The sequence below is a fragment of the Pseudomonas sp. PA-5-4B genome (assembly GCF_021606215.1).
Lineage (GTDB): Bacteria > Pseudomonadota > Gammaproteobacteria > Pseudomonadales > Pseudomonadaceae > Aquipseudomonas > Aquipseudomonas edaphica.
This window is the reverse complement of sequence record NZ_WKDB01000012.1, coordinates 16,843-38,683: the sequence shown is the minus strand read 5'-3', so window position 1 is coordinate 38,683 and position 21,841 is coordinate 16,843. Positions and strand designations below refer to the sequence as shown.

At 60.3% G+C, this 21,841-nt stretch carries 17 protein-coding genes; 5 read left to right on the top strand and 12 right to left on the bottom strand.

The window, feature by feature from the left end; genetic code table 11:
* Window positions 1-176 precede the first annotated feature (176 nt).
* The 3 genes from GIW28_RS08335 (at window position 177) to nadA (ending at window position 4,465) form a co-directional block, all read left to right on the top strand.
* Window positions 177-1,463 carry an OmpP1/FadL family transporter gene (locus tag GIW28_RS08335; protein ID WP_017139139.1) on the top strand — a complete coding sequence of 429 codons (1,287 nt, stop codon included), beginning with the start codon at window positions 177-179 and terminating at the stop codon, window positions 1,461-1,463.
* A gap of 267 nt (window positions 1,464-1,730) precedes the next feature.
* Window positions 1,731-3,170 carry a lactate dehydrogenase gene (locus GIW28_RS08330; RefSeq protein ID WP_169985278.1) on the top strand — a complete coding sequence of 480 codons (1,440 nt, stop codon included), beginning with the start codon at window positions 1,731-1,733 and terminating at the stop codon, window positions 3,168-3,170.
* 236 nt (window positions 3,171-3,406) lie between these two features.
* A complete protein-coding gene (gene nadA / locus GIW28_RS08325) occupies window positions 3,407-4,465 on the top strand; it encodes a quinolinate synthase NadA (protein ID WP_017139141.1) in 1,059 nt (352 codons plus the stop codon).
* Between the two features lie 136 nt (window positions 4,466-4,601).
* Here nadA and GIW28_RS08320 read toward each other — a convergent pair whose 3' ends face one another.
* The 12 genes from GIW28_RS08320 to arcD (GIW28_RS08265) form a co-directional block, all read right to left on the bottom strand.
* Window positions 4,602-5,090, bottom strand: a complete 489-nt coding sequence (locus GIW28_RS08320) for an RDD family protein (RefSeq protein ID WP_099549400.1) — start codon at window positions 5,088-5,090, stop codon at window positions 4,602-4,604.
* Window positions 5,091-5,184: 94 nt separating this feature from the next.
* Entirely contained in the window at window positions 5,185-5,397 is a 213-nt protein-coding gene (locus GIW28_RS08315) for a cold-shock protein (RefSeq protein ID WP_017139143.1), read from the bottom strand.
* 391 nt (window positions 5,398-5,788) lie between these two features.
* The gene (gene gcvT / locus GIW28_RS08310; RefSeq protein ID WP_138453676.1) at window positions 5,789-6,913 is read right to left on the bottom strand and encodes a glycine cleavage system aminomethyltransferase GcvT; all 1,125 of its coding nucleotides are present in this window, start codon (window positions 6,911-6,913) and stop codon (window positions 5,789-5,791) included.
* Window positions 6,914-6,952: 39 nt separating this feature from the next.
* Window positions 6,953-8,329 carry an L-serine ammonia-lyase gene (locus tag GIW28_RS08305; protein WP_176991491.1) on the bottom strand — a complete coding sequence of 459 codons (1,377 nt, stop codon included), beginning with the start codon at window positions 8,327-8,329 and terminating at the stop codon, window positions 6,953-6,955.
* Between the two features lie 174 nt (window positions 8,330-8,503).
* Window positions 8,504-11,341 carry an aminomethyl-transferring glycine dehydrogenase gene (gcvP, locus tag GIW28_RS08300; RefSeq protein WP_236447135.1) on the bottom strand — a complete coding sequence of 946 codons (2,838 nt, stop codon included), beginning with the start codon at window positions 11,339-11,341 and terminating at the stop codon, window positions 8,504-8,506.
* 10 nt (window positions 11,342-11,351) lie between these two features.
* Entirely contained in the window at window positions 11,352-11,735 is a 384-nt protein-coding gene (gene gcvH, locus GIW28_RS08295) for a glycine cleavage system protein GcvH (protein ID WP_099549403.1), read from the bottom strand.
* A gap of 361 nt (window positions 11,736-12,096) precedes the next feature.
* On the bottom strand, window positions 12,097-13,605 hold the full coding sequence (locus GIW28_RS08290) for a sigma-54-dependent transcriptional regulator (protein WP_099549404.1): 1,509 nt from the start codon (window positions 13,603-13,605) through the stop codon (window positions 12,097-12,099).
* A 183-nt stretch (window positions 13,606-13,788) separates the two neighbouring features.
* A complete protein-coding gene (locus GIW28_RS08285; RefSeq protein WP_236447134.1) occupies window positions 13,789-14,151 on the bottom strand; it encodes a DUF5064 family protein in 363 nt (120 codons plus the stop codon).
* 18 nt (window positions 14,152-14,169) lie between these two features.
* Window positions 14,170-15,099 (bottom strand): carbamate kinase, encoded by a 930-nt coding sequence (gene arcC, locus GIW28_RS08280; protein WP_236447133.1) that lies wholly within the window; start codon window positions 15,097-15,099, stop codon window positions 14,170-14,172.
* 135 nt (window positions 15,100-15,234) lie between these two features.
* Window positions 15,235-16,245, bottom strand: a complete 1,011-nt coding sequence (locus GIW28_RS08275; RefSeq protein WP_236447132.1) for an ornithine carbamoyltransferase — start codon at window positions 16,243-16,245, stop codon at window positions 15,235-15,237.
* A gap of 69 nt (window positions 16,246-16,314) precedes the next feature.
* Window positions 16,315-17,571 carry an arginine deiminase gene (gene arcA, locus GIW28_RS08270; RefSeq protein ID WP_017139151.1) on the bottom strand — a complete coding sequence of 419 codons (1,257 nt, stop codon included), beginning with the start codon at window positions 17,569-17,571 and terminating at the stop codon, window positions 16,315-16,317.
* Between the two features lie 24 nt (window positions 17,572-17,595).
* Window positions 17,596-19,023, bottom strand: coding sequence for an arginine-ornithine antiporter (arcD, locus tag GIW28_RS08265; protein ID WP_017139152.1), 1,428 nt, complete (start codon window positions 19,021-19,023; stop codon window positions 17,596-17,598).
* 446 nt (window positions 19,024-19,469) lie between these two features.
* Between arcD (GIW28_RS08265) and arcD (GIW28_RS08260) the strand changes: the two genes are divergently transcribed.
* Window positions 19,470-20,897 (top strand): arginine-ornithine antiporter, encoded by a 1,428-nt coding sequence (gene arcD, locus GIW28_RS08260; protein WP_236447131.1) that lies wholly within the window; start codon window positions 19,470-19,472, stop codon window positions 20,895-20,897.
* On the top strand, window positions 20,894-21,757 hold the full coding sequence (locus GIW28_RS08255) for a DNA-3-methyladenine glycosylase family protein (RefSeq protein WP_236447130.1): 864 nt from the start codon (window positions 20,894-20,896) through the stop codon (window positions 21,755-21,757). Before arcD (GIW28_RS08260) ends, GIW28_RS08255 begins: the two co-directional genes overlap by 4 nt.
* Window positions 21,758-21,841 lie beyond the last annotated feature (84 nt).

Sequence of the window (21,841 nt, the reverse complement as noted above, 5' to 3'; positions counted from 1 at the left end):
TGAAACCAGGCAGTCACGATCCGGTTAAAAAGTCATAAAAAGACACGGAAAATCAGGCGAAGTCTTTGAAAATCCTGAGATTGTCCGACAATCAAAAGCATGAAAAACTCTTCATAAACGCCTCGCTCGAACGTTGGTAGTTTCCCCAGCGCTGCCCAATAATTCGAGTCCTAATAATGAATAACAAAACTCTTAAAAGCGCCTTGGCGCTCTCCATTTCGCTCGCCTCCACACACCTGTTCGCCGGTGGTTTTGCCCTCAATGAGCAAAGTGTCAGCTCAATGGGTACAGGCTACGCCGGGCGTTCTTCCTCGGCGGATGATGCCAGTACGGTGTTCGGTAACCCGGCCGGCATGTCGCGCATCAAGCACAATGAAGTCAGCATCGGCGCCACCTACCTCGATGCCAAATCCAACATCAAGGACGCCAGTTCCTCTCAAGGCGGTGTCGACAATCCTGGCACCAACAAAGGCGATATGGTCCCCGGCATTGCCGTGCCGATGGGTTACCTGGTGACGCCGATCGATGAACACTGGGCCTTTGGCCTGGGGGTCTACGCGCCGTTCGGTCTGGTGACCGACTATGAACACGGGTTCCAGGGCAATGGCTTTGGTAACAAAAGCAAGATTCAGGTCATCACCGTGCAGCCGACGGTCAGCTATGCGTTCAACGACAAGGTCTCGGTAGGTTTCGGCCCGACCTTCAACAAAATCAGCGGCGAGCTGGACTCCAAAGTCCCGGCGTTTGGCTTGGGCACCGAGACGGCCAAGATCAAGGGTGACGACACCGCGATGGGCTTCAACGCCGGTATCCTGGTGCAGGCTCTGGACAGCACCCGCGTCGGCGTCACCTACCACTCGCAAGTGGTCTATCACCTGAGCGGCCATACCAACGCCTCCGGCGTGCTCTCCGATGTGCTGGACGGCGGGGCGCAGAAGTATGACGCCAAGCTGAATGTCACCACGCCGTCGTCCGTGGACTTCTCGGTCACGCACCAACTGACCGACGCCTTGACCCTCTACGTGGGTAGCACCTACACGCGCTGGAGCCAGTTGAAGAAGATCACGGTCAACAACGCCGGCGTGTCGGACATTACCGCTGAGCTGGCCGGCCTGGGCTCCATCACCGAAGAGCAGCATTGGCACGACACCTGGTCCCACGCGATAGGCCTGTCGTACCAGCTCAACAAGCAGCTGGTGCTGCGTACCGGCTTCTCGGTGGACCAGACGCCAACCAACAACACCGACCGTTCGGTGCGTATTCCGACGGGCGACCGCACCGTCTTCAGCCTCGGTGCCGGCTGGACGCCTGTGGATAACCTGACCTTTGACGTGGCTTATTCCTACCTGAAGGAAGAGCCCATCAAGGTGCGCGACAACAATCCTCAGTTGGCGCTGACCTACGACGCCAAGTATGAAAACAGTGCCAATGGTTTTGGTGGTTCGGTGACTTACCGCTTCTGACCTGTGGATAACGGCAAAGGGCCGGTTTTTTGGCGTGGTCCTTTGCCGTAAGTTTTGACCTCAATGCTGTCAATCGCGGCGTGTCTTGGTTAGATTGAAGGCTAATCAGCTTTTAGGACACGGACTGTCATGACTACGCTAACGCCGATCATCGCGACCAATCCCCTCATTCTTCGCGCCGCCACGACCTCACCGCCGGCAGCGCTTGCGAACACCCTCGACGTCTCACCGGCCCGGCCGTCTTCCGTGGTCAGCCTCGGAAATCCCGTGGCCGACGTTATCGATCTCTATTCCAAAAACGGGCAGCTCCCCGGCCGCGAAACCGTGTGGGCCTGGGAAAACGATAATCAGGACGCAGTCACCCAGGCGATCAGCCAACGCTTCGGTTCAATCTCCACGACCAGCCGTTACAGCGGCCTCGGTGCTGCGTTGGTGGATCAGTTCACCGGGGGCGGCGGGGCGGGGATTTCACAATCGGTACTCAACACCACGGCAGAGCGTGCCGGTGATACGGGCGGGATCAAGGCCGACCAGGCGGTGTTGCACAGCAAGGCCGACAACCAAATCAGCCTCAGCATCAAGACCGCCAGCGGTAAGACGGTGACGTTCAGCCTGTTCAGTCAGAAAGACGGCTTGGGCGTGCAGGCCACCGTCGACGGCGGCGATTTGACCGCGGATGAACTCAAAGCCGTCGGCCAATTGGGGAAGGCGTTCCAGGCTTCGGTCGATGGGTTGACCGCCGTACCGCCGAAACTCGACCTGAGCAAACTGACCCAGTTCGACACCAGCGTGTTGGCGTCGGTGGACCTCAACGCCAAAGTCAAAACCCAGGGGGGCGAGGACATGAGCCTGGCGTTCCACGCCGACAGCCAAAGCCGCACCACACGTATGAGTGGCCCGGCCGGCGACGTCGACCTGTCTGTGGACCTGAAAAACCGCGCAATCCTGGGTGACTCCAAACAGCAGGCCAATGCGATGAAAACCTACCTCGCCCAGTTCGACCGGGTGCAACAGCGCGGTAGTGCCAATGCTGATTTGATGGCGATATTCAAGGATGCGTTCAGCGCCATGAACAGCAACTATCCCCAAGGCGCTGGCGCAACGAATGCATTGAGCAACAACCCGACCGACAAAGGTTTGCTGACAGGGCTGGCGGACTTCAAGGCTTCGATCAAGCAGGCCGTCGGTGCGTTCAACGCAATGCGTCCTACGGAAGTCGACAGCTTCTCCTACACCGTGTCGCAGAAGACCCAGGTCAATGGCCGCAGCAGCGCGGACCGCAGCGTGACCCAGAACCAGCAGTCGGTGCTGTCGGCAAACTTCCACAAAAGCCTCAGCGGTGGCGAGCCACCGGTGTTGGATGGCACCCGCGAATCGCAGAACTACCTGTATGTGCAAGTGCAGGACAAGGCCAGCAGCACCGCGAGCTTCTCCTATAAGGATGGCCAACTGACGAGTGCTTCTGTGTCGCAGTCGGCGGTGCAGAACACCCGGACCCAGAAGTACGAGATGGCCCAGTTGGTGTCAGACACGGTGGTGCCGAAAGAAGGCTCGTCCAAACGCGACTACCTGGCGTTGCTGGAGCACGCAGCCCAGGAGGTTAAAAAGTCCAAGGACGCGCTGGAGCAATCAACCTTGAAGGACGCCCTGGCGGCCATGCAGGATTCGGTGCTGCTAAAGGACTATCCCGCTGTACTGATGCGCTGAGGTTGCGCGCCATGAAAGCGGGAAGGCTCATCACGGGGCCTTCCCGTTTTTTTTGCCCGACAGGCGTGCGCCTGGATGCCAGATTTGGCTTTTGAATCGATTCGATATTCTGTAGCCTTGCGCAGCTTCAACCGTGCTTGATGAACACAATCACTTCGTCCGGCGGCGCCCGAAGGGCTCCAGAGCCGGTGGTACACTCGACTTTCGCGCTTACTGCGCTTGCAGGTCTTGCGAACATGACGCAAATTTCCGAACGCCTACTGGTTCAAGCCCACCTCGACGCCAAGCAGCCCAAGGCCCTGAGCGCCGATGAAGAGGCGAGCCTGCGCAGCGCCATCGCCGCCGAGCTCAAGGCTCAGGACGCGGTGCTGGTTGCCCACTTCTATTGCGACCCGGTGATTCAGGCCCTGGCCGAAGAAACCGGAGGCTGTGTCTCCGACTCCCTGGAAATGGCCCGCTTTGGCGCTGCCCACCCGGCCAAGACTGTGTTGGTGGCCGGTGTACGTTTCATGGGCGAGACCGCCAAAATCCTCACCCCCGAAAAACGCATCCTCATGCCCACCCTGGAAGCCACCTGCTCCCTGGACCTGGGCTGCCCGGTGGAGGAGTTTTCAGCGTTCTGCGACCAGCACCCCGAGCGCACGGTGGTGGTTTACGCCAACACTTCGGCGGCGGTCAAAGCCCGTGCCGACTGGGTTGTTACCTCCAGCTGCGCGCTGGAAATCGTCGAAAGCCTGATGGACAACGGCGAGACGATTATCTGGGGGCCGGACAAGCACCTGGGCACTTACATTCAGCGCCAGACCGGCGCAGACATGTTGCTCTGGGACGGCGCGTGCATCGTCCACGAAGAGTTCAAGTCCAAGCAGCTTGAAGACATGAAGGCGCTGTACCCGGACGCTGCGATCCTGGTGCACCCGGAGTCGCCGACGGCGGTGATTGAATTGGCTGACGCGGTGGGTTCCACCAGCCAACTGATTGCCGCAGCCCAGCGCTTGCCGAACAAGACCTTTATCGTCGCCACCGACCGCGGCATCTTCTACAAGATGCAGCAGTTGTGCCCGGATAAAGTCTTCGTTGAGGCACCGACCGCCGGCAACGGCGCGGCGTGCCGCAGTTGCGCGCACTGCCCGTGGATGGCGATGAATACGCTGGAGCGCACACTGCAGTGTTTGCGTGAGGGCAGTAATGAGATCTTCGTCGAGCCGTCGGTGATCCCGCACGCCGTGCGCCCGCTCAAACGCATGTTGGACTTTACCCAGGCTGCGCGCCTCAAGCTGGCTGGCAACGCCTGACCTGAAGTTGAACACATAGACAAAATGTGGGAGCTGGCTTGCCTGCGATAGCGGTCTATCAGTCAATGCTGCTGTGACTGAACGATCGCCATCGCAGACAAGCCAGCTCCCACACTTGATCTCTAGTGTTCTTGGGTTACTTTTTCTGCTTTGGAATGTGCACCAGCTGCGTATCCGAGTAGATGTCATGCCAGCTGCGCTTGCGCTTATCAAACACCGACCAGACAAACCCCAGCCCCACGCACAACCACGATGCAATCGCCACCACAAAGCGCAGCAGCGCCTGCCACAGGCTGATGCGCGAGCCGTCGGCGTTCTGCACGCGCACGCCCCACACCTGCATGCCCAATGTCTGCCCCGAATGGGTCCAGAACTTGGCGAAGAAACCAAACAGCACAAAAAACAGGATCGTCGACAGCAGCGGGTCGCCGTCCAGCGCGCCGGACTCGGTGAGCGTGCGCATCCTGGCTTCGCCGATAAACGCCATCCACACCAGCTTGTAGATAAACGCGGTGACGATCAGCAGCGCGGTGCACAACAGGAAGTCATAGAACATCGCTGCCAGACGACGGCCCAGGCCAACGGCGGGGAATTCGCCTTGGGGGCTCAACAAAGGTTTGGGCATGGCCGTCTCTCTTGAGAAAAAAGCCATTTTACGAGCAAACGCACATAAAAAAGCCCCTGATGTTACCATCAGGGGCTTTTTGTCGCAGTAAGGATCAGCCTTCTGCTTGTACTTCGTCAGCCTGCATGCCTTTCTGGCCTTGCACGGCGATGAAAGACACTTTCTGGCCTTCTTTCAGGCTCTTGAAGCCATTGCCCTGAATAGCGCGGAAATGCACGAACAGATCCGGACCGCTTTCTGGAGTGATAAAACCAAACCCTTTCTCGTCGTTAAACCACTTGACGGTACCGCTCTGACGATTCGACATTTCTTATTTCCTTTGACGCTAAAAATTAATGACAGCCCCTTTCACATGAAAGAGTACTGGGCTGGGTTGCAGGAAAGTAAGAGACGTCGAACGGGTTGTAGCAAACTTATGGCTACTGCCCAGGTCCAGGTTCAAAGCGACCCATGCAAACACAGTGGCTAAACTCTACGTCAACTAATATGGAAAAAACAAGCCCCGGAGAATCCCCAGGTTTTGCTCGGCCATATGACACTTCGTTGACTAAAAGTGGATCCCACATATTCGATAGCGTTGCTCACTTGTTATAGGTTTGCGCCTATTAAAATGACTATCGTCAATGCACTCTTTTATGGCGGTTGCGTTACAAATTAGTGCGCGTTAACGCAACCGCGTTACTTATAGGAACAGTCAATCAGCCACGGTAGTAACGTTGCGGTACAAATGGCATTTTACTTACACGTAGTGGCACCTTTTTCCCACGTACCAACGCAGACACTTCGGTGTCCAGTGCGACAAATGCGCTGTCCAGGTAACCCATGGCCAATGGGCCGCCCAGTGTCGGGCCAAAACCGCCGCTGCACACGCTGCCGATCACCGTGCCGTGTTCGTCGACGATTTCTGCGCCTTCACGCACCGGGGTCCGTTCCTGTGGCAGCAGGCCCACGCGCTTGCGGCTTACGCCGGCTTGTTGCTGGGTGAAGATGCGGTCAGCGCCCGGGAAGCCGCCAGCACGCGCGCCATCGGCACGACGGGCCTTGGAGATCGCCCAGAGCAGGCTGGCTTCGATCGGCGTGGTTTCGGTGTTCATGTCATGGCCATACAGGCACAGGCCGGCTTCCAGGCGCAGGGAATCGCGGGCGCCCAGGCCGATGGCTTGAACTTCGGTTTCGGCGAGCAGGCTGCGCGCCAGGCTCTCGGCATTGGCCGCCGGTACGGAAATCTCGAAACCGTCTTCACCGGTGTAGCCCGAGCGGCTCACGTAGCAGTCCACGCCCAGCAGGCGCAGGGTGGCGAACTGCATGAAAGTCATCTTGGTGACTTCCGGCGCCAGGCGCGCCAGCACTTTCACTGCCTCCGGGCCTTGCAAGGCCAGCAGGGCGCGCTCTTCGAACAGCGGTTCGATGCTGCACTGCTCGCCAATGTGTTTGCGCAGGTGGGCCAGGTCCTGGTCCTTGCAAGCCGCGTTGACCACCAGGAACAGTTCGTCGTTGCCCAGGTTGGCCACCATCAGGTCATCAAGGATGCCGCCCTGGTCGTTGGTGAACATGGCGTAGCGCTGCATGCCGACTGGCAGGTCGATGATGTCGACCGGCACCAGGGTTTCCAGGGCCTTGGCGGCGTTGGCGCCGGTCAGGCGGATCTGGCCCATGTGGGACACGTCGAACAACCCGGCTTGATCACGGGTGTGCAGGTGTTCCTTCATCACGCCCAGCGGGTATTGCACCGGCATGTCGTAGCCGGCGAAGGGCACCATGCGCGCGCCCAACTCGATGTGCAGCGCGTGCAATGGGGTTTTCAACAGGGTTTCGGTGGACATGTTCAGCTCCTGAAAAACGTGCGGACGCGCTCGTAGGCGTCAGCACTCGATAATGTTGACGGCCAAACCGCCACGGGCGGTTTCCTTGTATTTGCTTTTCATGTCGGCGCCAGTCTGGCGCATGGTGCGGATGACCTTGTCGAGTGAGACAAAGTGCTGCCCGTCACCACGCAAGGCCATGCGCACGGCATTGATCGCCTTGACCGAGCCCATGGCGTTGCGCTCGATGCACGGTACCTGCACCAGCCCGCCAATCGGGTCGCAGGTCAGGCCGAGGTTGTGTTCCATGCCGATCTCGGCAGCGTTTTCCACTTGGGACACGCTGCCGCCCAACACTTCGCACAAAGCGCCTGCGGCCATGGAACAGGCCACGCCGACTTCGCCCTGGCAGCCGACTTCGGCGCCGGAAATCGAGGCGTTTTCCTTGTACAAAATCCCGATAGCGGCGGCGGTGAGCAGAAAGCGCACCACGCCGTCCTCGTTCGCGCCGGGGATAAAGCGCATGTAGTAATGCAGCACCGCCGGCACGATCCCGGCCGCACCGTTGGTGGGCGCGGTGACCACGCGCCCGCCGTTGGCGTTTTCTTCGTTGACCGCCAGCGCATACAGGTTGACCCAATCCAGCACCGACAACGGGTCGCGCAATGCCGATTCGGGGTTCTTGCACAGCTGCCGATGCAGCGCCGCTGCACGGCGCTTGACCTTCAAGCCGCCGGGCAAGATGCCTTCGTTGCGACAACCGGCATCCACGCAGTCCTGCATCACTTGCCAGATGTTCAGCAAGCCGGCGCGGGTTTCCGCCTCCGGGCGCCAGGCACTTTCATTGGTGAGCATCACCTGGCTGATGGACAGTCCGTAGGTGGCGCAATGGCCGAGCAAGTCCTTGGCGTGCTTGAAAGGGAAGGTCAGCGGCGTGGTGTCTTCGACAATCCGGTCAGCGCCGGCAGCGTCTTCATCCACCACAAACCCACCGCCGACCGAGTAATACTCGCGGCTGCGGATCTGGATCCCGGCGGTGTCGAAGGCGCGAAAAATCATGCCATTGGGGTGGTAGGCGAGAGGCTTGCGAATCATCGCCAGGTGTTCTTTCTCGTTGAACGCAATGCTGTGTTCACCGAGCAGGTTCAAGCGACCGTCACCGCGCATTTGCGCAAGGCGTGCGGCGACGGTTTCAGTATTCACGGTGTCTGGGTGTTCGCCTTCCAGGCCCAGCAACACGGCCTTGTCGCTGCCGTGACCTTTGCCGGTGGCGCCCAGCGAGCCATAGAGCTCCACCTTGATGCCGCTGGTGGCGCTCAGCAGGTTGTCGCGCTTGAGGCCTTCGACGAATCGAGCGGCGGCGCGCATCGGGCCGACGGTATGGGAGCTGGAGGGGCCGATGCCAATCTTGAACAGGTCGAACACGCTAAGGGACATGGTTGTTCTCCGGTTTCTTATTATTTTCTGGGTGTACTCGGCCTGACTGTGGAAGAGATCCATGTGGGAGCTGGCTTGCCTGCGATGCAGACACCTCGGTCTATCAGGTAGACCCGGGTGATGCAATCGCAGGCAAGCCAGCTCCCACACTTGACCCTGTTCCGTCAGTCAGGGTTACGCGTAGCTCTCGATCGACGGGCACGCACACACCAGGTTACGGTCGCCAAACACGTTGTCGACCCGGCCAACCGGCGGCCAGTATTTGCCTTCGATCAACGACGCCACCGGGTACACCGCCTGTTCACGGCTGTACGGGTGGCTCCATTCACCGACGATTTCAGCCGCCGTGTGCGGGGCGTTTTTCAGTGGGTTGTCGTCCTTGTCCAAGGTGCCGTTTTCCACTGCGCGAATTTCCTCGCGGATGGCGATCATGGCGTCACAGAAACGGTCCAGTTCTTCCCTGGATTCGCTTTCGGTCGGCTCGATCATCAAGGTGCCCGCTACCGGGAACGACATGGTCGGCGCATGGAAGCCAAAGTCGATCAGGCGCTTGGCCACGTCATCCACGCTGATGCCGCTGCTGTCTTTCAAGGGGCGCAGGTCCAGGATGCACTCGTGTGCCACCAGGCCGTTGCTGCCGGTGTAGAGCACGGGGTAATGCTCTTCAAGGCGACGGGAAATGTAGTTGGCGTTCAGGATCGCCAGCTGCGAGGCGCGCTTGAGGCCCGCGCCGCCCATCATGCTGATGTACATCCAGGTGATCGGCAAAATGCTCGCGCTGCCAAATGGCGCCGCGCACACCGCGCCTTCCTTGCGCTCCATGGCCGCGTGGCCTGGCAGGAATGGCGTGAGGTGGGATTTAACCCCAATCGGGCCAACGCCCGGGCCGCCACCGCCGTGCGGGATGCAGAAGGTTTTGTGCAGGTTCAGGTGGGACACGTCGCCACCGAACTTGCCCGGTGCGCACAGGCCGACCATCGCGTTCATGTTGGCGCCGTCGATGTACACCTGGCCGCCGTTGTCATGAATGATGCCGCAGATTTCGCGGATGCCTTCTTCAAACACGCCGTGGGTGGACGGGTAGGTAATCATCAGCGCAGCGAGGTGCTCGCGGTGCTCGATGGCTTTGGCGCGCAGGTCTTCGATGTCGACGTTGCCGCGTGCGTCGCAGGCGGTCACCACCACGCGCATACCGGCCATGTTGGCGGTAGCAGGGTTGGTGCCGTGGGCTGAAGACGGGATCAGGCAGATGTCGCGGCGTTCTTCGCCACGGCTCTGGTGGTAAGCACGAATGGCCAAGAGGCCGGCGTATTCACCTTGGGAACCGGCGTTCGGCTGCAGGGAGATCGCGTCGTAGCCGGTGGCCGCGCAGAGCATGGCTTCCAGGTCGGAAGTCAGCTCCAGGTAGCCGGCGCTTTGTGCGGCCGGGGCGAAGGGGTGCAGGGCACCGAATTCGGCCCAGGTCACCGGGATCATTTCGCTGGCGGCGTTGAGTTTCATGGTGCACGAACCCAGCGGGATCATGGTGCGGTCCAGCGCCAGGTCCTTGTCGGCCAGCTTGCGCAGGTAGCGCATCAGCTCGGTTTCGGAGTGGTAACGGTTGAACACCGGGTGGCTGAGGATCGGCGACTGGCGCAGCAGCGCGGCGGGCAAGGTGCTTTCAGTCGCAGCAAAGGCGGGCAGTGCCTTGCCGTCGGCGAAGATCGACCACAGGGCTTCGATGTCAGCCTGGGTGGTGGTTTCGTCGACCGACAGGCCAACGCGTTCAGCATCGACCACACGCAGGTTGATGCGCTGGGCGCGGGCCTTGTCGTGCAGGGCGTCGGTGTTGGCGCCCGTGTTGAGGGTGATCGTGTCGAAGAAGTTTGCCTGCTCAACCTTAAGGCCCAGGGCGGTCAAGCCTTTGGCCAGGATCGCGGTCAGTTGGTGAATGCGCTGGGCGATCTGGGTCAGGCCTTTAGGGCCGTGGTACACGGCGTACATGCTGGCGATGTTAGCCAGTAGCACTTGCGCGGTGCAGATGTTGCTGGTGGCTTTCTCGCGACGGATATGTTGCTCGCGGGTCTGCATGGCCAGGCGCAGGGCCGGCTTGCCGAAACGGTCGACCGACACACCGACCAGACGGCCGGGCATGTCGCGCTTGAACGCATCCTTGGTGGAGAAGTACGCCGCGTGCGGGCCACCAAAGCCCAGCGGCACGCCGAAGCGTTGCGCGCTGCCGATGGCCACGTCGGCGCCGAACTCACCCGGCGGGGTCAGCAGGGTCAGGGCCAGCAGGTCGGCGGCCACGGCCACCAGTGCGTTGGCGGCGTGGAAGCGCTCGGTCAGTTCGCGGTAGTCGAACAAGTCACCGTTGCTCGCCGGGTACTGCAGCAGAGCGCCGAAGAACGCGCTGACGTCAGTCAGTTCACGCTCATCGCCCACTACCACGTCGATGCCCAGCGGCTCGGCACGGGTGCGCAGCACGTCAAGGGTTTGCGGGTGGCTGTGGACCGAGGCGAAGAAGGCATTGCTGCCCTTGTTCTTGCTCAGGCGCTTGCAGAAGGTCATGGCTTCTGCGGCGGCGGTGGCTTCGTCGAGCAAGGAGGCGTTGGCGATCGGCAGGCCGGTGAGGTCGCTGATCAGGGTCTGGAAGTTCAACAGCGCTTCCAGGCGGCCTTGGGAAATTTCAGGTTGATACGGGGTGTAGGCGGTGTACCAGGCCGGGTTTTCCAGCAGGTTGCGCAGGATCGGCGACGGCGTGTGGCAGTTGTAATAGCCCTGGCCGATGTAGGTCTTGAACAGTTGGTTCTTGCCGGCGATGGCCTTGATCTTGGCCAGGGCCTGGGCTTCGCTCAGGCCGTCTTCCAGGCCGAGCACGCTGGTGCCCTTGATGCTTTCCGGGATCACGCTGGCGCTGAGGGCTTCGAGGGAATCAAAACCCAGGCTTGCGAGCATGTGCTGCTCATCTTCCTGGCGAGGGCCGATGTGGCGGGCGATGAATTCATTGGCGGTGGTCAGATTAACGGTCATGGCGCGCTCCTCAGGCTTCAGCGTTGGCTTTGATCAGGCGGTCGTACGCATCCTGATCCAGCAGTTTAGCTACCGCCTCGGCGTCGGCCGGTTTAAAGCGGAAGAACCAACCTTCGCCCATCGGGTCTTCGTTGACCAGTTCCGGGCTGTCGCTGAGTGCTTCGTTCACTTCGAGCACTTCACCGGTCAGCGGCATGTACACGCCGCTGGCTGCCTTGACCGATTCCACGGTGGAGGCTTCGGCGCCCTTGTCGTAAGCCTGCAACTCCGGCAGTTGCACGAAAACCACATCACCCAGCGCATTCTGCGCGAAAGCGGTGATACCCACGGTGACGCTGCCATCGGCTTCGGCGCGCAGCCATTCGTGATCTTCAGTGAAACGCAACTCGCTCATGGAAACTCCTCAGGGCCAGATTCGTCTGGTGGACGGGATTGGAATAATGGGGAGTTGCTTAGCAATATTGCGGCCAATGTTATTAAGTCGTTATAAATCAGCTACTTAACGATTTTGGTTATGACGATATGATTTTCAGCTGTAGCGATTTCGCTACACTCGGGCACACCAAAAAAAGCCTATGCGGATCAAAGCCTTGCATGGCGCGCAAAAAACAGGGTTGTAGCGATATCGTTACGCTGTAGCGCTTTCAGTACAGCGGATGTCGTTCTCAGACCAAAACTTGGATGCCCTCCATGGGGGAGGGGGCTTGTGTGGGAGCTGGCTCCCACACAAGCCCCACATTTTGATCTCTACATTTTCAGGTTTTGTTTGGAATGCCGTACTTGCGCAAGCGATGGGCGATCGCCGTGTGGGACGTTTGCAAGCGGCTGGCCAGTTGGCGGGTCGAGGGATAACTGGTGTAGAGCGTTTCCAGCAGGTTGCGCTCGAAGTCTTCCACCGCTTGCTCCAGGCTGTCGACTTCACCGTCGCTCTGGCGCGCCACTGAGGTGCCGGCGATGTCGAGGTCACCGATGTCCACCAGGCTGCTTTCGCAGATGGCGGCGGCGCGGAAGATCACGTTCTGCAGCTGGCGCACATTACCCGGCCAGCGGTTGCCGAGCAGCGCCGGGTAAGTGCCAGGCGCCAGGCGGCACACCGGGCGCTGGATCTGCGCACAGGCCTGCTGCATGAAGTAGCGCGCCAGCAGCAGAATGTCCTGGCCGCGCTCGCGCAGCGGCGGCACTTCGACGTTGAGCACATTAAGGCGGTAGAACAGGTCTTCGCGGAAGGTGCCCTCGCTGACCATCTTTTCCAGGTCGCGGTGAGTAGCGCTGAGAATGCGCACATTGACCTTCACTTCGCGGTCGCCGCCCACCCGGCGAAAGCTGCCGTCGTTGAGAAACCGCAGCAGCTTGGCCTGCAAATACGGCGACATCTCACCGATCTCATCAAGGAACACCGTGCCCTGGTTGGCCAACTCCATCAGCCCCGGCTTGCCGCCACGCTGCGCGCCGGTAAAGGCGCCAGGCGCATAACCGAACAATTCACTTTCGGCGAGATTTTCCGGTAGCGCCGCGCAGTTCAACGCTAGAAACGGCGCACTGTGCCGCGCACTGATCGCATGGCAGGCGCGTGCGACCAGCTCTTTGCCGGTGCCGGTTTCGCCCTGGATCAACAGCGGTGCATCCAGCGCCGCCACCCGTTGCGCCCGCGCCTTGAGCGTGCGAATCACCGGCGACTCGCCCAGCAGCGCATCAAAACCTTCGGCATGGTCATGGTGCAGCGCCGACAGCTGTTCGCCGATGCGGTTGGGTTGGTACAGAGTGAGCAGGGCGCCGGCGTCAGTGATCGGCGTGGCGTCGAGCAAAAAGGTCTGGCCGTTGACGCTGATTTCGCGCAACGGCAAACGAAAGCCCTGTTCGAGCAAGGTTTCCAGCAACGCCGGGTCATTGAACAACGCGCTGATGCTTTCACCCGCCGGTTCGCGGCCATACAGCGCGATCAGCGCCGGGTTGGCCAGCAGGATCTTGCCCGCGCTGTCCAGGGCCAGCACCGGGTCGGTCATGGCCGCGAGCAACGCGTCGAGTTGCAGGTGGCGGCGTTGGCCGGGAAGGATATCCACCACGGTGACCGCCTGTACGCCGTGCACGCTGAACAGCGCATCGCGCAGCTCTTCGAGCACCTCGGCGCTCAGGGTCGGCGCGTCGATGTACACGTTGGGCGGCACCATCTCCACCGCATCCAGGTTGAGATTGCGCCCACCGAGCAGGGCCAGGACTTCCTGGGTAATGCCGACGCGGTCGATGAAGCTGACGTGGATACGCATGGGGCTGGCAATTCTGGGGAACTGGAGGCGGCAAGTATGCCTTGGAGCGCAGGGAGATCAAAATGTGGGAGCTGGCTTGCCTGCGATAGCATCACCTTGGTCTACCTGATACACCGAGGTGACCGCATCGCAGGCAAGCCAGCTCCCACACAAGCCAGCTCCCACATTGGACTTACGGTGTTGTTACTCCAGGTGTTCCGGTTTGACCGGATCGCCGGATTTCACATCCAACTGATGCCTTACATCTTCAAACATCAAGTCGTACTGCTTGTGCATCGAGCCGTTAAGCGTCGCAACCTTCGGCATTCCATATTTCTGCGCGATGTTCATCGCATGCCGGGCAAAGTCGAAGGCCTGATCCTTGGGTAAAAAGAATTCCTCCTTGAGGTCCTTGCCCTGCACCGAGCCGTGCAGCTTGAAGATCATTCCCTTGCCTTCCTTTGGATCCTGGCTGACCTCGTAGTCGATGCACAGGTTGTAGCTGTAGTCCTCTTTGTTGAGCGCGTGACGTTCGATGTGCAGGTGACCGGGTTCAAAGGTGGCCATAGGCGTTTCTCCTCTACTTCACAGGTAGGTGATGCCAGGTTTTGCCGTGCTGATACGCGTGCCGGCGCTGCCCTGGACGATGGCTTCGATATCCGAGAGTGAACCGATGACGGCAGTTTTGCCAGTCTGGCGGGCGAACTCGCAGGCCGCTTGTACCTTCGGCCCCATGGAGCCGGCGGCGAAGCCGAGTTTCTCCATGTCATCGGGATGGGCCTGGCCGATGGCCTTTTGGGTCGGCTTGCCGAAGTCGATAAAAGCCGCATTGACGTCGGTGGCAATCACCAGCAAATCCGCGTCCAGTTGTGATGCCAGCAAGGATGAGCACAGGTCTTTGTCGATCACCGCTTCAATGCCGCGCAGCGTGCCGTCTTCGCCATACATGGTCGGGATGCCGCCGCCACCGGCGCAGATCACAATGGCGCTTTTTTCCAGCAGCCACTTGATCGGGCGGATTTCGAAGATGCGTTTCGGGCGTGGGCTGGCCACCACACGGCGGTATTTATCGCCATCGGGCGCGATGGCCCAGCCTTTTTCGGCGGCGAGTTTTTCGGCTTCGGCTTTGGAGTACACCGGGCCGATGGGCTTGGTCGGGTTCTGGAAGGCCGGGTCTTTGGCGTCGACTTCCACTTGGGTGAGCAAGGTGGCGAACGGCACCTCGAAGTCCAGCAGGTTGCCCAACTCCTGTTCGATGATGTAGCCGATCATGCCTTCGGTCTCGGCACCGAGCACGTCCAGCGGGTACGGCGAAACCTGGGTGTAAGCCGCTGCCTGCAACGACAGCAGGCCGACTTGCGGGCCATTGCCGTGGGCGATCACCAATTCGTTGCTGGGGTGGATTTTGGCGATCTGTTCGGTGGCGATACGGATATTGGCGCGTTGGTTGTCCGCCGTCATGGGTTCACCACGGCGGAGCAGGGCGTTACCGCCCAGGGCTACGACGATGCGCATAATGCATTCCTTTTAGAAGGATCGTTCCCACGCTCTGCGTGGGAATGCCTCACTGGACGCTCTGCGTCCGCTCTTGTGACGCAGAGCGTCACTGGCTGCATTCCCACGCAGAGCGTGGGAACGATCAGAGTGGGGTTAGATATCCGCCAGCGCCGACACCAGAATTGCCTTGATGGTATGCATGCGGTTTTCCGCCTGCTCAAACGCGATGTTGGCTGGCGACTCGAACACTTCCTCAGTCACTTCCACACCATTGGCCAGGTTCGGATAGCGCGCGGCGATGTCCTTGCCCACCTTGGTCTCGCTGTTATGGAACGCCGGCAGGCAGTGCATGAACTTCACGCGTGGGTTGCCCGAGGCTTTCATCATCTTGGCGTTGACCTGGTACGGCAGCAGTTGCTCGATACGCTCGTCCCACGCTTCCACCGGCTCACCCATCGACACCCAGATATCGGTGTGGATGAAGTCGACGCCTTTGACCGCTTCTTTCGGGTCTTCGGTGATGGTGATGCGCGCGCCGCTTTCTTCGGCAAACGCCTGGCACTGCTTGATGAAGTCTTCGTGTGGCCACAGCGCTTTCGGCGCGCTGATGCGCACGTCCATGCCCAGTTTGGCGCCGATCATCAGCAACGAGTTGCCCATGTTGTAACGTGCGTCGCCCAGGTACGCGTAGCTGATGTCATGCAGCGGCTTGTCGCTGTGCTCGCGCATGGTCAGGGTGTCGGCGATCATTTGGGTTGGGTGGAATTCGGCGGTGAGGCCGTTGAATACCGGCACACCAGCGAACTTGGCCAGCTCTTCGACGATTTCCTGTTCAAAGCCACGGTACTCGATGGCATCGAACATGCGGCCCAGGACGCGGGCGGTGTCTTTCATGCTTTCTTTGTGGCCGATCTGCGACGACACTGGGTCGATATAGGTGACGTGGGCGCCCTGGTCATGGGCCGCCACTTCGAACGCGCAACGGGTGCGGGTCGAGGTTTTTTCGAAGATCAGCGCGATGTTCTTGCCTTGCAGGTGCGGACGCTCGGTGCCGGTGTACTTGGCGCGTTTGAGGTCGCGGGACAGGTCCAGCAGGTAGTTCAGCTCGCGGGTAGTGTGGTGCATCAGCGAGAGCAGGCTGCGGTTGCGCATATTAAAAGCCATGATGGATCTCCTTAGGTTTCGGTTATCCCCCTGGCCGCTCCTGGATAAGCAGCGGCCAGGGCCAAAAAATCAATAGTCGATGGGGTCGCGGATGATCGGGCAGGTCATGCAGTGGCCGCCGCCACGGCCTCGGCCGAGTTCACCGGCGCTGATGGTGATGACTTCCACACCGGCCTTGCGTAGCAAGGTGTTGGTGTAGGTGTTGCGGTCGTAGCCGATCACCACGCCGGGCTCCACGGCCACCACGTTGTTGCCGTCATCCCATTGCTCGCGTTCGGCGGCGAAGCTGTTGCCGCCGGTCTCGACCACTCGCAGCGTCTTGAGGTTGAGGGCTGCAGCCACGGTTTCGAGGAAGTTGGTTTTCTCCCGCTGGATGTCGATGCCGTGTGGTTTGCTTTCATCCGGGCGCAGGGTGAAGGGCACGATCTGGTTGACCACTTCGGGGAAGATCGTCACCAGGTCGCGGTCGCAGAAGCTGAACACCGTATCCAGGTGCATCGCCGCGCGGGACTTCGGCAGGCCGGCAACGATCACGCGTTCCACGGCTTTGTTTTTGAACAGGTTGCGCGCCAGTTGGCCAATCGCCTGGTGCGAAGAACGCTCGCCCATGCCGATCAACACCACGCCATTGCCAATCGGCATCACGTCGCCGCCTTCCAGTGTGGCGGCCCCGTGTTCCTGGTCGGGGTCGCCGTACCAGATCTGGAAGTCGGCGTTGGTGAACTCGGGGTGGAATTTATAGATGGCGCTGGCCAGCAGGGTTTCCTGACGTCGCGCCGGCCAGTACATCGGGTTGAGCGTCACACCGCCGTAGATCCAGCAGGTGGTGTCGCGGGTGAACTGAGTGTTGGGCAGCGGCGGCAGGATGAAGCTTGAGTGGCCGAGGAAGTCGCGGAACATCTCGATGGTCCGGCCGCCGAAGCTGCTCGGCAGGTCATCGGCCGACACGCCGCCAATCAGGAACTCGCTGATTTTGCGCGGCTCCAGGCTGCGCAGCCATGAGCCGACTTCATCGACCAGGCCCAGGCCCACCGTATTGGCGGTGATCTTGCGCTCCAGAATCCAGTCCAACGCTTCGGGGATGGCGACGATATCGGTCAGCAGGTTGTGCATTTCCAGCACATCAATGTCCCGCTCGCGCATCTTGGTTACGAAGTCGAAGTGGTCGCGCTTGGCCTGGGCCACCCACAACACGTCATCGAACAGCAGTTCATCGCAGTTGTTGGGGGTCAGCCGCTGGTGGGCCAAACCTGGGGAGCACACCATGACTTTACGCAGTTTGCCGGCTTCGGAATGTACGCCGTACTTCACTTTTTCCGTGGTCATTACAGATCCTCCAGTGAACAAAAGTTACAGAGTCAGGAAGCCGGCGTAGAGGCCATAAGCAGCCACCAGGGCGCCAATGACTACCGCGGCGAAAATCAGCTTCTCGACGTTGGTGAAAATCGGTTTGCCCAGTTCATGCTTGGCCTTGGCGAACAGGATCACGCCGGGGGCATACAGCAGGGCGGAGAGCAGCAGGTACTTGGTGCCACCGGCGTAGAGCAGCCACACCGCGTAGATCAACGCGATGGCGCCGATGAACAGGTCTTTCTTGCGCTCGCGCAGGGCGTTTTCGTAGGTCTCGCCGCGCACCGCCAGCAGCAGTGCATAGGCCGCCGACCACAGGTAAGGCACCAGGATCATCGAGGTGGCGAGGTAGATCAGCGACAGGTAAGTGCTGGCCGAAAACAGCGTGATGACCAGGAAAACCTGGACCATCGCATTGGTCAGCCACAGGGCATTGACCGGCACGTGGTTGGCGTTTTCCTTACGCAGGAACTCCGGCATGGTGTGGTCCTTGGCGGCGGCGAACATGATCTCCGCACACAGCAGCACCCACGACAGCAGCGCACCCAACAGCGAGATGATCAAGCCGACGCTGATCAAGACCGCGCCCCAGTGGCCCACCACATGCTCCAGCACGGCAGCCATCGAAGGGTTCTGCAGTTTGGCCAGTTCCGGTTGGGTCATGATGCCCAGGGACAGCACGTTCACCAGCATCAAAAACAGCAGCACGGTGATAAAACCGATTACGGTGGCCTTGCCGACGTCGCTGCGTTTTTCCGCACGGGACGAGAAGATGCTCGCGCCTTCGATGCCGATAAACACCCACACGGTGACCAGCATCATGTTGCGCACCTGGTTCATCACGCTGCCCAGGTCGGGGTTTTTCACGCCCCAGATGTCGGCGGTGAAAATGTCCAGCTTGAACGCGAACACAGCGATCAACACGAACAGCACCAGCGGCACCACTTTGGCGACGGTGGTCACCAGGTTGATGAACGCCGCTTCCTTGATGCCGCGCAGTACCAGAAAGTGCACGGCCCACAGCAGCACCGAGGCGCCAATCACCGCAGCGGGTGTGTTGCCTTCGCCAAAGATCGGGAAGAAGTAACCGAGGGTGCTGAACAGCAACACGAAGTAACCGACGTTACCCAGCCAGGCGCTGATCCAGTAACCCCACGCCGATGAGAAGCCCATGTAGTCGCCGAAGCCGGCCTTGGCGTAGGCGTACACGCCGCCGTCGAGGTCAGGTTTGCGGTTGGCCAGGGTCTGGAACACAAACGCCAGGGTGAGCATGCCGATGGCGGTAATGACCCAGCCGATCAACACCGCGCCGACATCGGCGCTGGCGGCCATGTTTTGCGGCAGTGAGAAGATCCCGCCGCCAATCATTGAGCCCACGACCAGCGCAACCAGGGCGCCGAGTCGAAGTTTTCCGGGAGTGTCAGACATTGCATGACTCCAATGCAGGAGAAGAGAGAGCACAGAATAATTCTGTGCGCTGATCAAACAGCTGACTTAGATCACGTCATTGGCACATTCCATTGTGAATTAATGACTTAGGGGTAAGATCCCGGGGCAATAGTTTGCCCCGCAAAGGCGCTTTCCAGAGCGGCTCCTGCGTTTTGATCAAGCATTTAGTCCGAGGTGTGGACGTTTGACCCTGGCCCGCTTTGTCGAATGTGCAAACTTTTCTCAATTAACGGGTTAAGTCTGCAAAAACTGGCCAAGTGCCTGCTCTATTTAAAATCTAAATAAGCTTAAACTTTATAAACTGTCATGCCGTTGCGTTATGAGCGTGACGGTTTTATCGCTGTCTTTAATAAACGCTGCACTCGCTGATTTAATTAGTTGAGTGCGCGCTTGTTCTCTCAAACTATTTTATTTCAGGAGTTTGCATGTCCCAACCGGCCGAGAAACTACGTCTCAGCGCGCTGATTGCCCTGGTGGTGGGGTCGATGATCGGCGGCGGGATTTTCTCTTTGCCGCAGAACATGGCCGCACGCGCCGAAGTGGGCGCGGTGTTGATCGGCTGGGCCATCACCGCCGTCGGCATGCTCACCCTGGCGTTTGTGTTCCAGACCCTGGCCAATCGCAAACCTGAACTGGATTCCGGCGTGTACGCCTACGCCAAGGCCGGGTTCGGTGACTACATGGGGTTTTCGTCGGCCTGGGGCTACTGGATCAGTGCGTGGATGGGCAACGTCGGTTACTTCGTGTTGCTGTTCAGCACCCTCGGCTACTTTTTCCCGGTGTTCGGCCAGGGCAATACACCAGTCGCCATCGGCTGCGCCTCACTGCTGCTGTGGGCCGTGCATTTTCTGGTGCTGTGCGGCATCAAGGAGGCGGCGTTCATCAACCAGATCACCACAGTGGCGAAGATCGTGCCGTTGCTGATGTTTATCGTGATCGCCGCCGTGGCGTTCAAGGCGGATATTTTCACCCGTGATATCTGGGGCCTGGGCAACCCGCAATTTGGCAGCGTGGTCGATCAGGTGCGCAACATGATGCTGGTCACCGTGTTCGTGTTTATCGGCATCGAGGGCGCCAGCGTGTATTCGGCGCGCGCCGAGAAGCGCTCGGACGTGGGCCGCGCCACCGTGATCGGCTTTCTCGGCGTGCTGGCACTGTTGGTGCTGGTGAATGTGCTGTCCCTGGGGATCATGAGCCAGCCGGAGCTGGCGCAATTGCAAAACCCTTCACTGGCGGGTGTGCTGGAGCATATCGTCGGGCCGTGGGGCGCGATGGCGATCAGCATCGGGTTGGCCGTGTCACTGCTCGGCGCCTTGCTCTCATGGGCGCTGCTGTGTGCGGAAATCCTCTACGCCACTGCCCATGACAAGACCATGCCGGCCTTCCTGAAAAAGGAAAACCCCAACCGGGTGCCGGTCAACGCGCTGTGGCTGACCAACCTGATGATCCAGGTGTTCCTGGTGATCACGCTGTTTTCCCACAGCACCTACACCACCCTGATCTACCTGGCCTCGTCGATGATCCTGGTGCCGTACCTGTGGTCGGCGGCCTACGCGGTGCTGTTGAGCGGGCGCGGTGAAACCTATGCCGGTGCCCAGCGCCAGCGCTATAAGGATTTGCTGGTCGGCCTGATCGCCCTCGGCTATGCCGTCTGGCTGCTGTACGCCGGCGGCTTGAAGTACCTGCTGCTCTCGGCGCTGTTGTATGCGCCCGGCGTGATCCTGTTTGCCCTGGCCAAGCGCGAGCAGGGCCAGCCCTTGTTTACGCACATGGAAAAGGGCATTTTCAGCTGCGTGATCGCGGGCGCGGGGCTGGCGGCTTATGGGCTGTATAGCGGGGTGTTGTCGTTGTGAGATTGGCGTATCAGCCGCCCTATGACTGGGCGGCAATGCTGGGTTTTTTATCGGCGCGGGCGATCACCGGGCTGGAGACCGTTGAGGCCGGCGTGTATCGGCGCAGCATCAGCGTGAACGGGCAGCACGGCTGCATCAGCGTGGCACCGGGTGCGGGCGATTGGCTGGAAGTGGGTGTTGAGTTCCCCGACGCGGCGGCGCTGCCCGAGATCGAGCGGCGCCTGCGGGCCATGTTCGATCTGGACGCCCGGCCTGGGTTGATCAATGCGCAGCTGGCCGCCGACCCGTTGATGGCACAACTGGTGGCTGCCCGCCCTGGCCTGCGTGTACCGGGGACGTGGGACGGTTTGGAACTGGCGATTCGTGCGGTGCTGGGCCAGCAGATCACGGTGGTCGCGGCCATTCGCCTGGCGGGTAAATTGGTGGCGCAGTATGGCCAGCCGCTGCAAACGCCCTATGCCGGTATTACCCATGTGTTTCCTGTTGCCGAAGTCTTGGCGGCGGCGGACCTCGCGACCTTGGGCATGCCCAAGGCGCGGGGCCGTACTTTGTCAGGTGTGGCTCAGGCGTTGCTGGAAGATCCGCAGTTATTTGCACCCAAGGCCAACCTCAAGGACGGCGTGGCGCGGCTGGTGGCCTTGCCGGGAATCGGCGACTGGACCGCGCAGTACATCGCCATGCGTCAGTTGCGTGAGCCGGATGCGTTCGCGTCGGGGGATATTGGCTTGATCAATGCGCTGGCGGCACTGGAAGGCGGGCCGGTGTCGGCGCGGCAGTTGTTGGCGCGTGCCGAGGCGTGGCGGCCTTTAAGGGCGTATGCGGCGCAGCACTTGTGGACGTCGTTGAGTCGGGGGGATTGAGGGTGGCTGTCAGGGCCTCATCGCAGGCAAGCCAGCTCCCACATTTGACTGTGGCCACACTCTCAATGTGTGAGAGCCAGCTTC

Bases quoted from the DNA above. Each gene is read 5' to 3' on its own strand.
- GIW28_RS08275 (WP_236447132.1), bottom strand. From the start codon at position 16,245: ATGGCTTTTAATATGCGCAACCGCAGCCTGCTCTCGCTGATGCACCAC.
- gcvP (WP_236447135.1), bottom strand. From the start codon at position 11,341: ATGACCGTTAATCTGACCACCGCCAATGAATTCATCGCCCGCCACATC.
- GIW28_RS08305 (WP_176991491.1), bottom strand. From the start codon at position 8,329: ATGTCCCTTAGCGTGTTCGACCTGTTCAAGATTGGCATCGGCCCCTCC.
- GIW28_RS08290 (WP_099549404.1), bottom strand. From the start codon at position 13,605: ATGCGTATCCACGTCAGCTTCATCGACCGCGTCGGCATTACCCAGGAA.
- GIW28_RS08335 (WP_017139139.1), top strand. From the start codon at position 177: ATGAATAACAAAACTCTTAAAAGCGCCTTGGCGCTCTCCATTTCGCTC.
- gcvH (WP_099549403.1), bottom strand. From the start codon at position 11,735: ATGAGCGAGTTGCGTTTCACTGAAGATCACGAATGGCTGCGCGCCGAA.
- arcD (WP_236447131.1), top strand. From the start codon at position 19,470: ATGTCCCAACCGGCCGAGAAACTACGTCTCAGCGCGCTGATTGCCCTG.
- gcvT (WP_138453676.1), bottom strand. From the start codon at position 6,913: ATGTCCACCGAAACCCTGTTGAAAACCCCATTGCACGCGCTGCACATC.
- arcA (WP_017139151.1), bottom strand. From the start codon at position 17,571: ATGACCACGGAAAAAGTGAAGTACGGCGTACATTCCGAAGCCGGCAAA.
- nadA (WP_017139141.1), top strand. From the start codon at position 3,407: ATGACGCAAATTTCCGAACGCCTACTGGTTCAAGCCCACCTCGACGCC.
- GIW28_RS08285 (WP_236447134.1), bottom strand. From the start codon at position 14,151: ATGGCCACCTTTGAACCCGGTCACCTGCACATCGAACGTCACGCGCTC.
- arcC (WP_236447133.1), bottom strand. From the start codon at position 15,099: ATGCGCATCGTCGTAGCCCTGGGCGGTAACGCCCTGCTCCGCCGTGGT.
- GIW28_RS08320 (WP_099549400.1), bottom strand. From the start codon at position 5,090: ATGCCCAAACCTTTGTTGAGCCCCCAAGGCGAATTCCCCGCCGTTGGC.
- GIW28_RS08315 (WP_017139143.1), bottom strand. From the start codon at position 5,397: ATGTCGAATCGTCAGAGCGGTACCGTCAAGTGGTTTAACGACGAGAAA.
- arcD (WP_017139152.1), bottom strand. From the start codon at position 19,023: ATGTCTGACACTCCCGGAAAACTTCGACTCGGCGCCCTGGTTGCGCTG.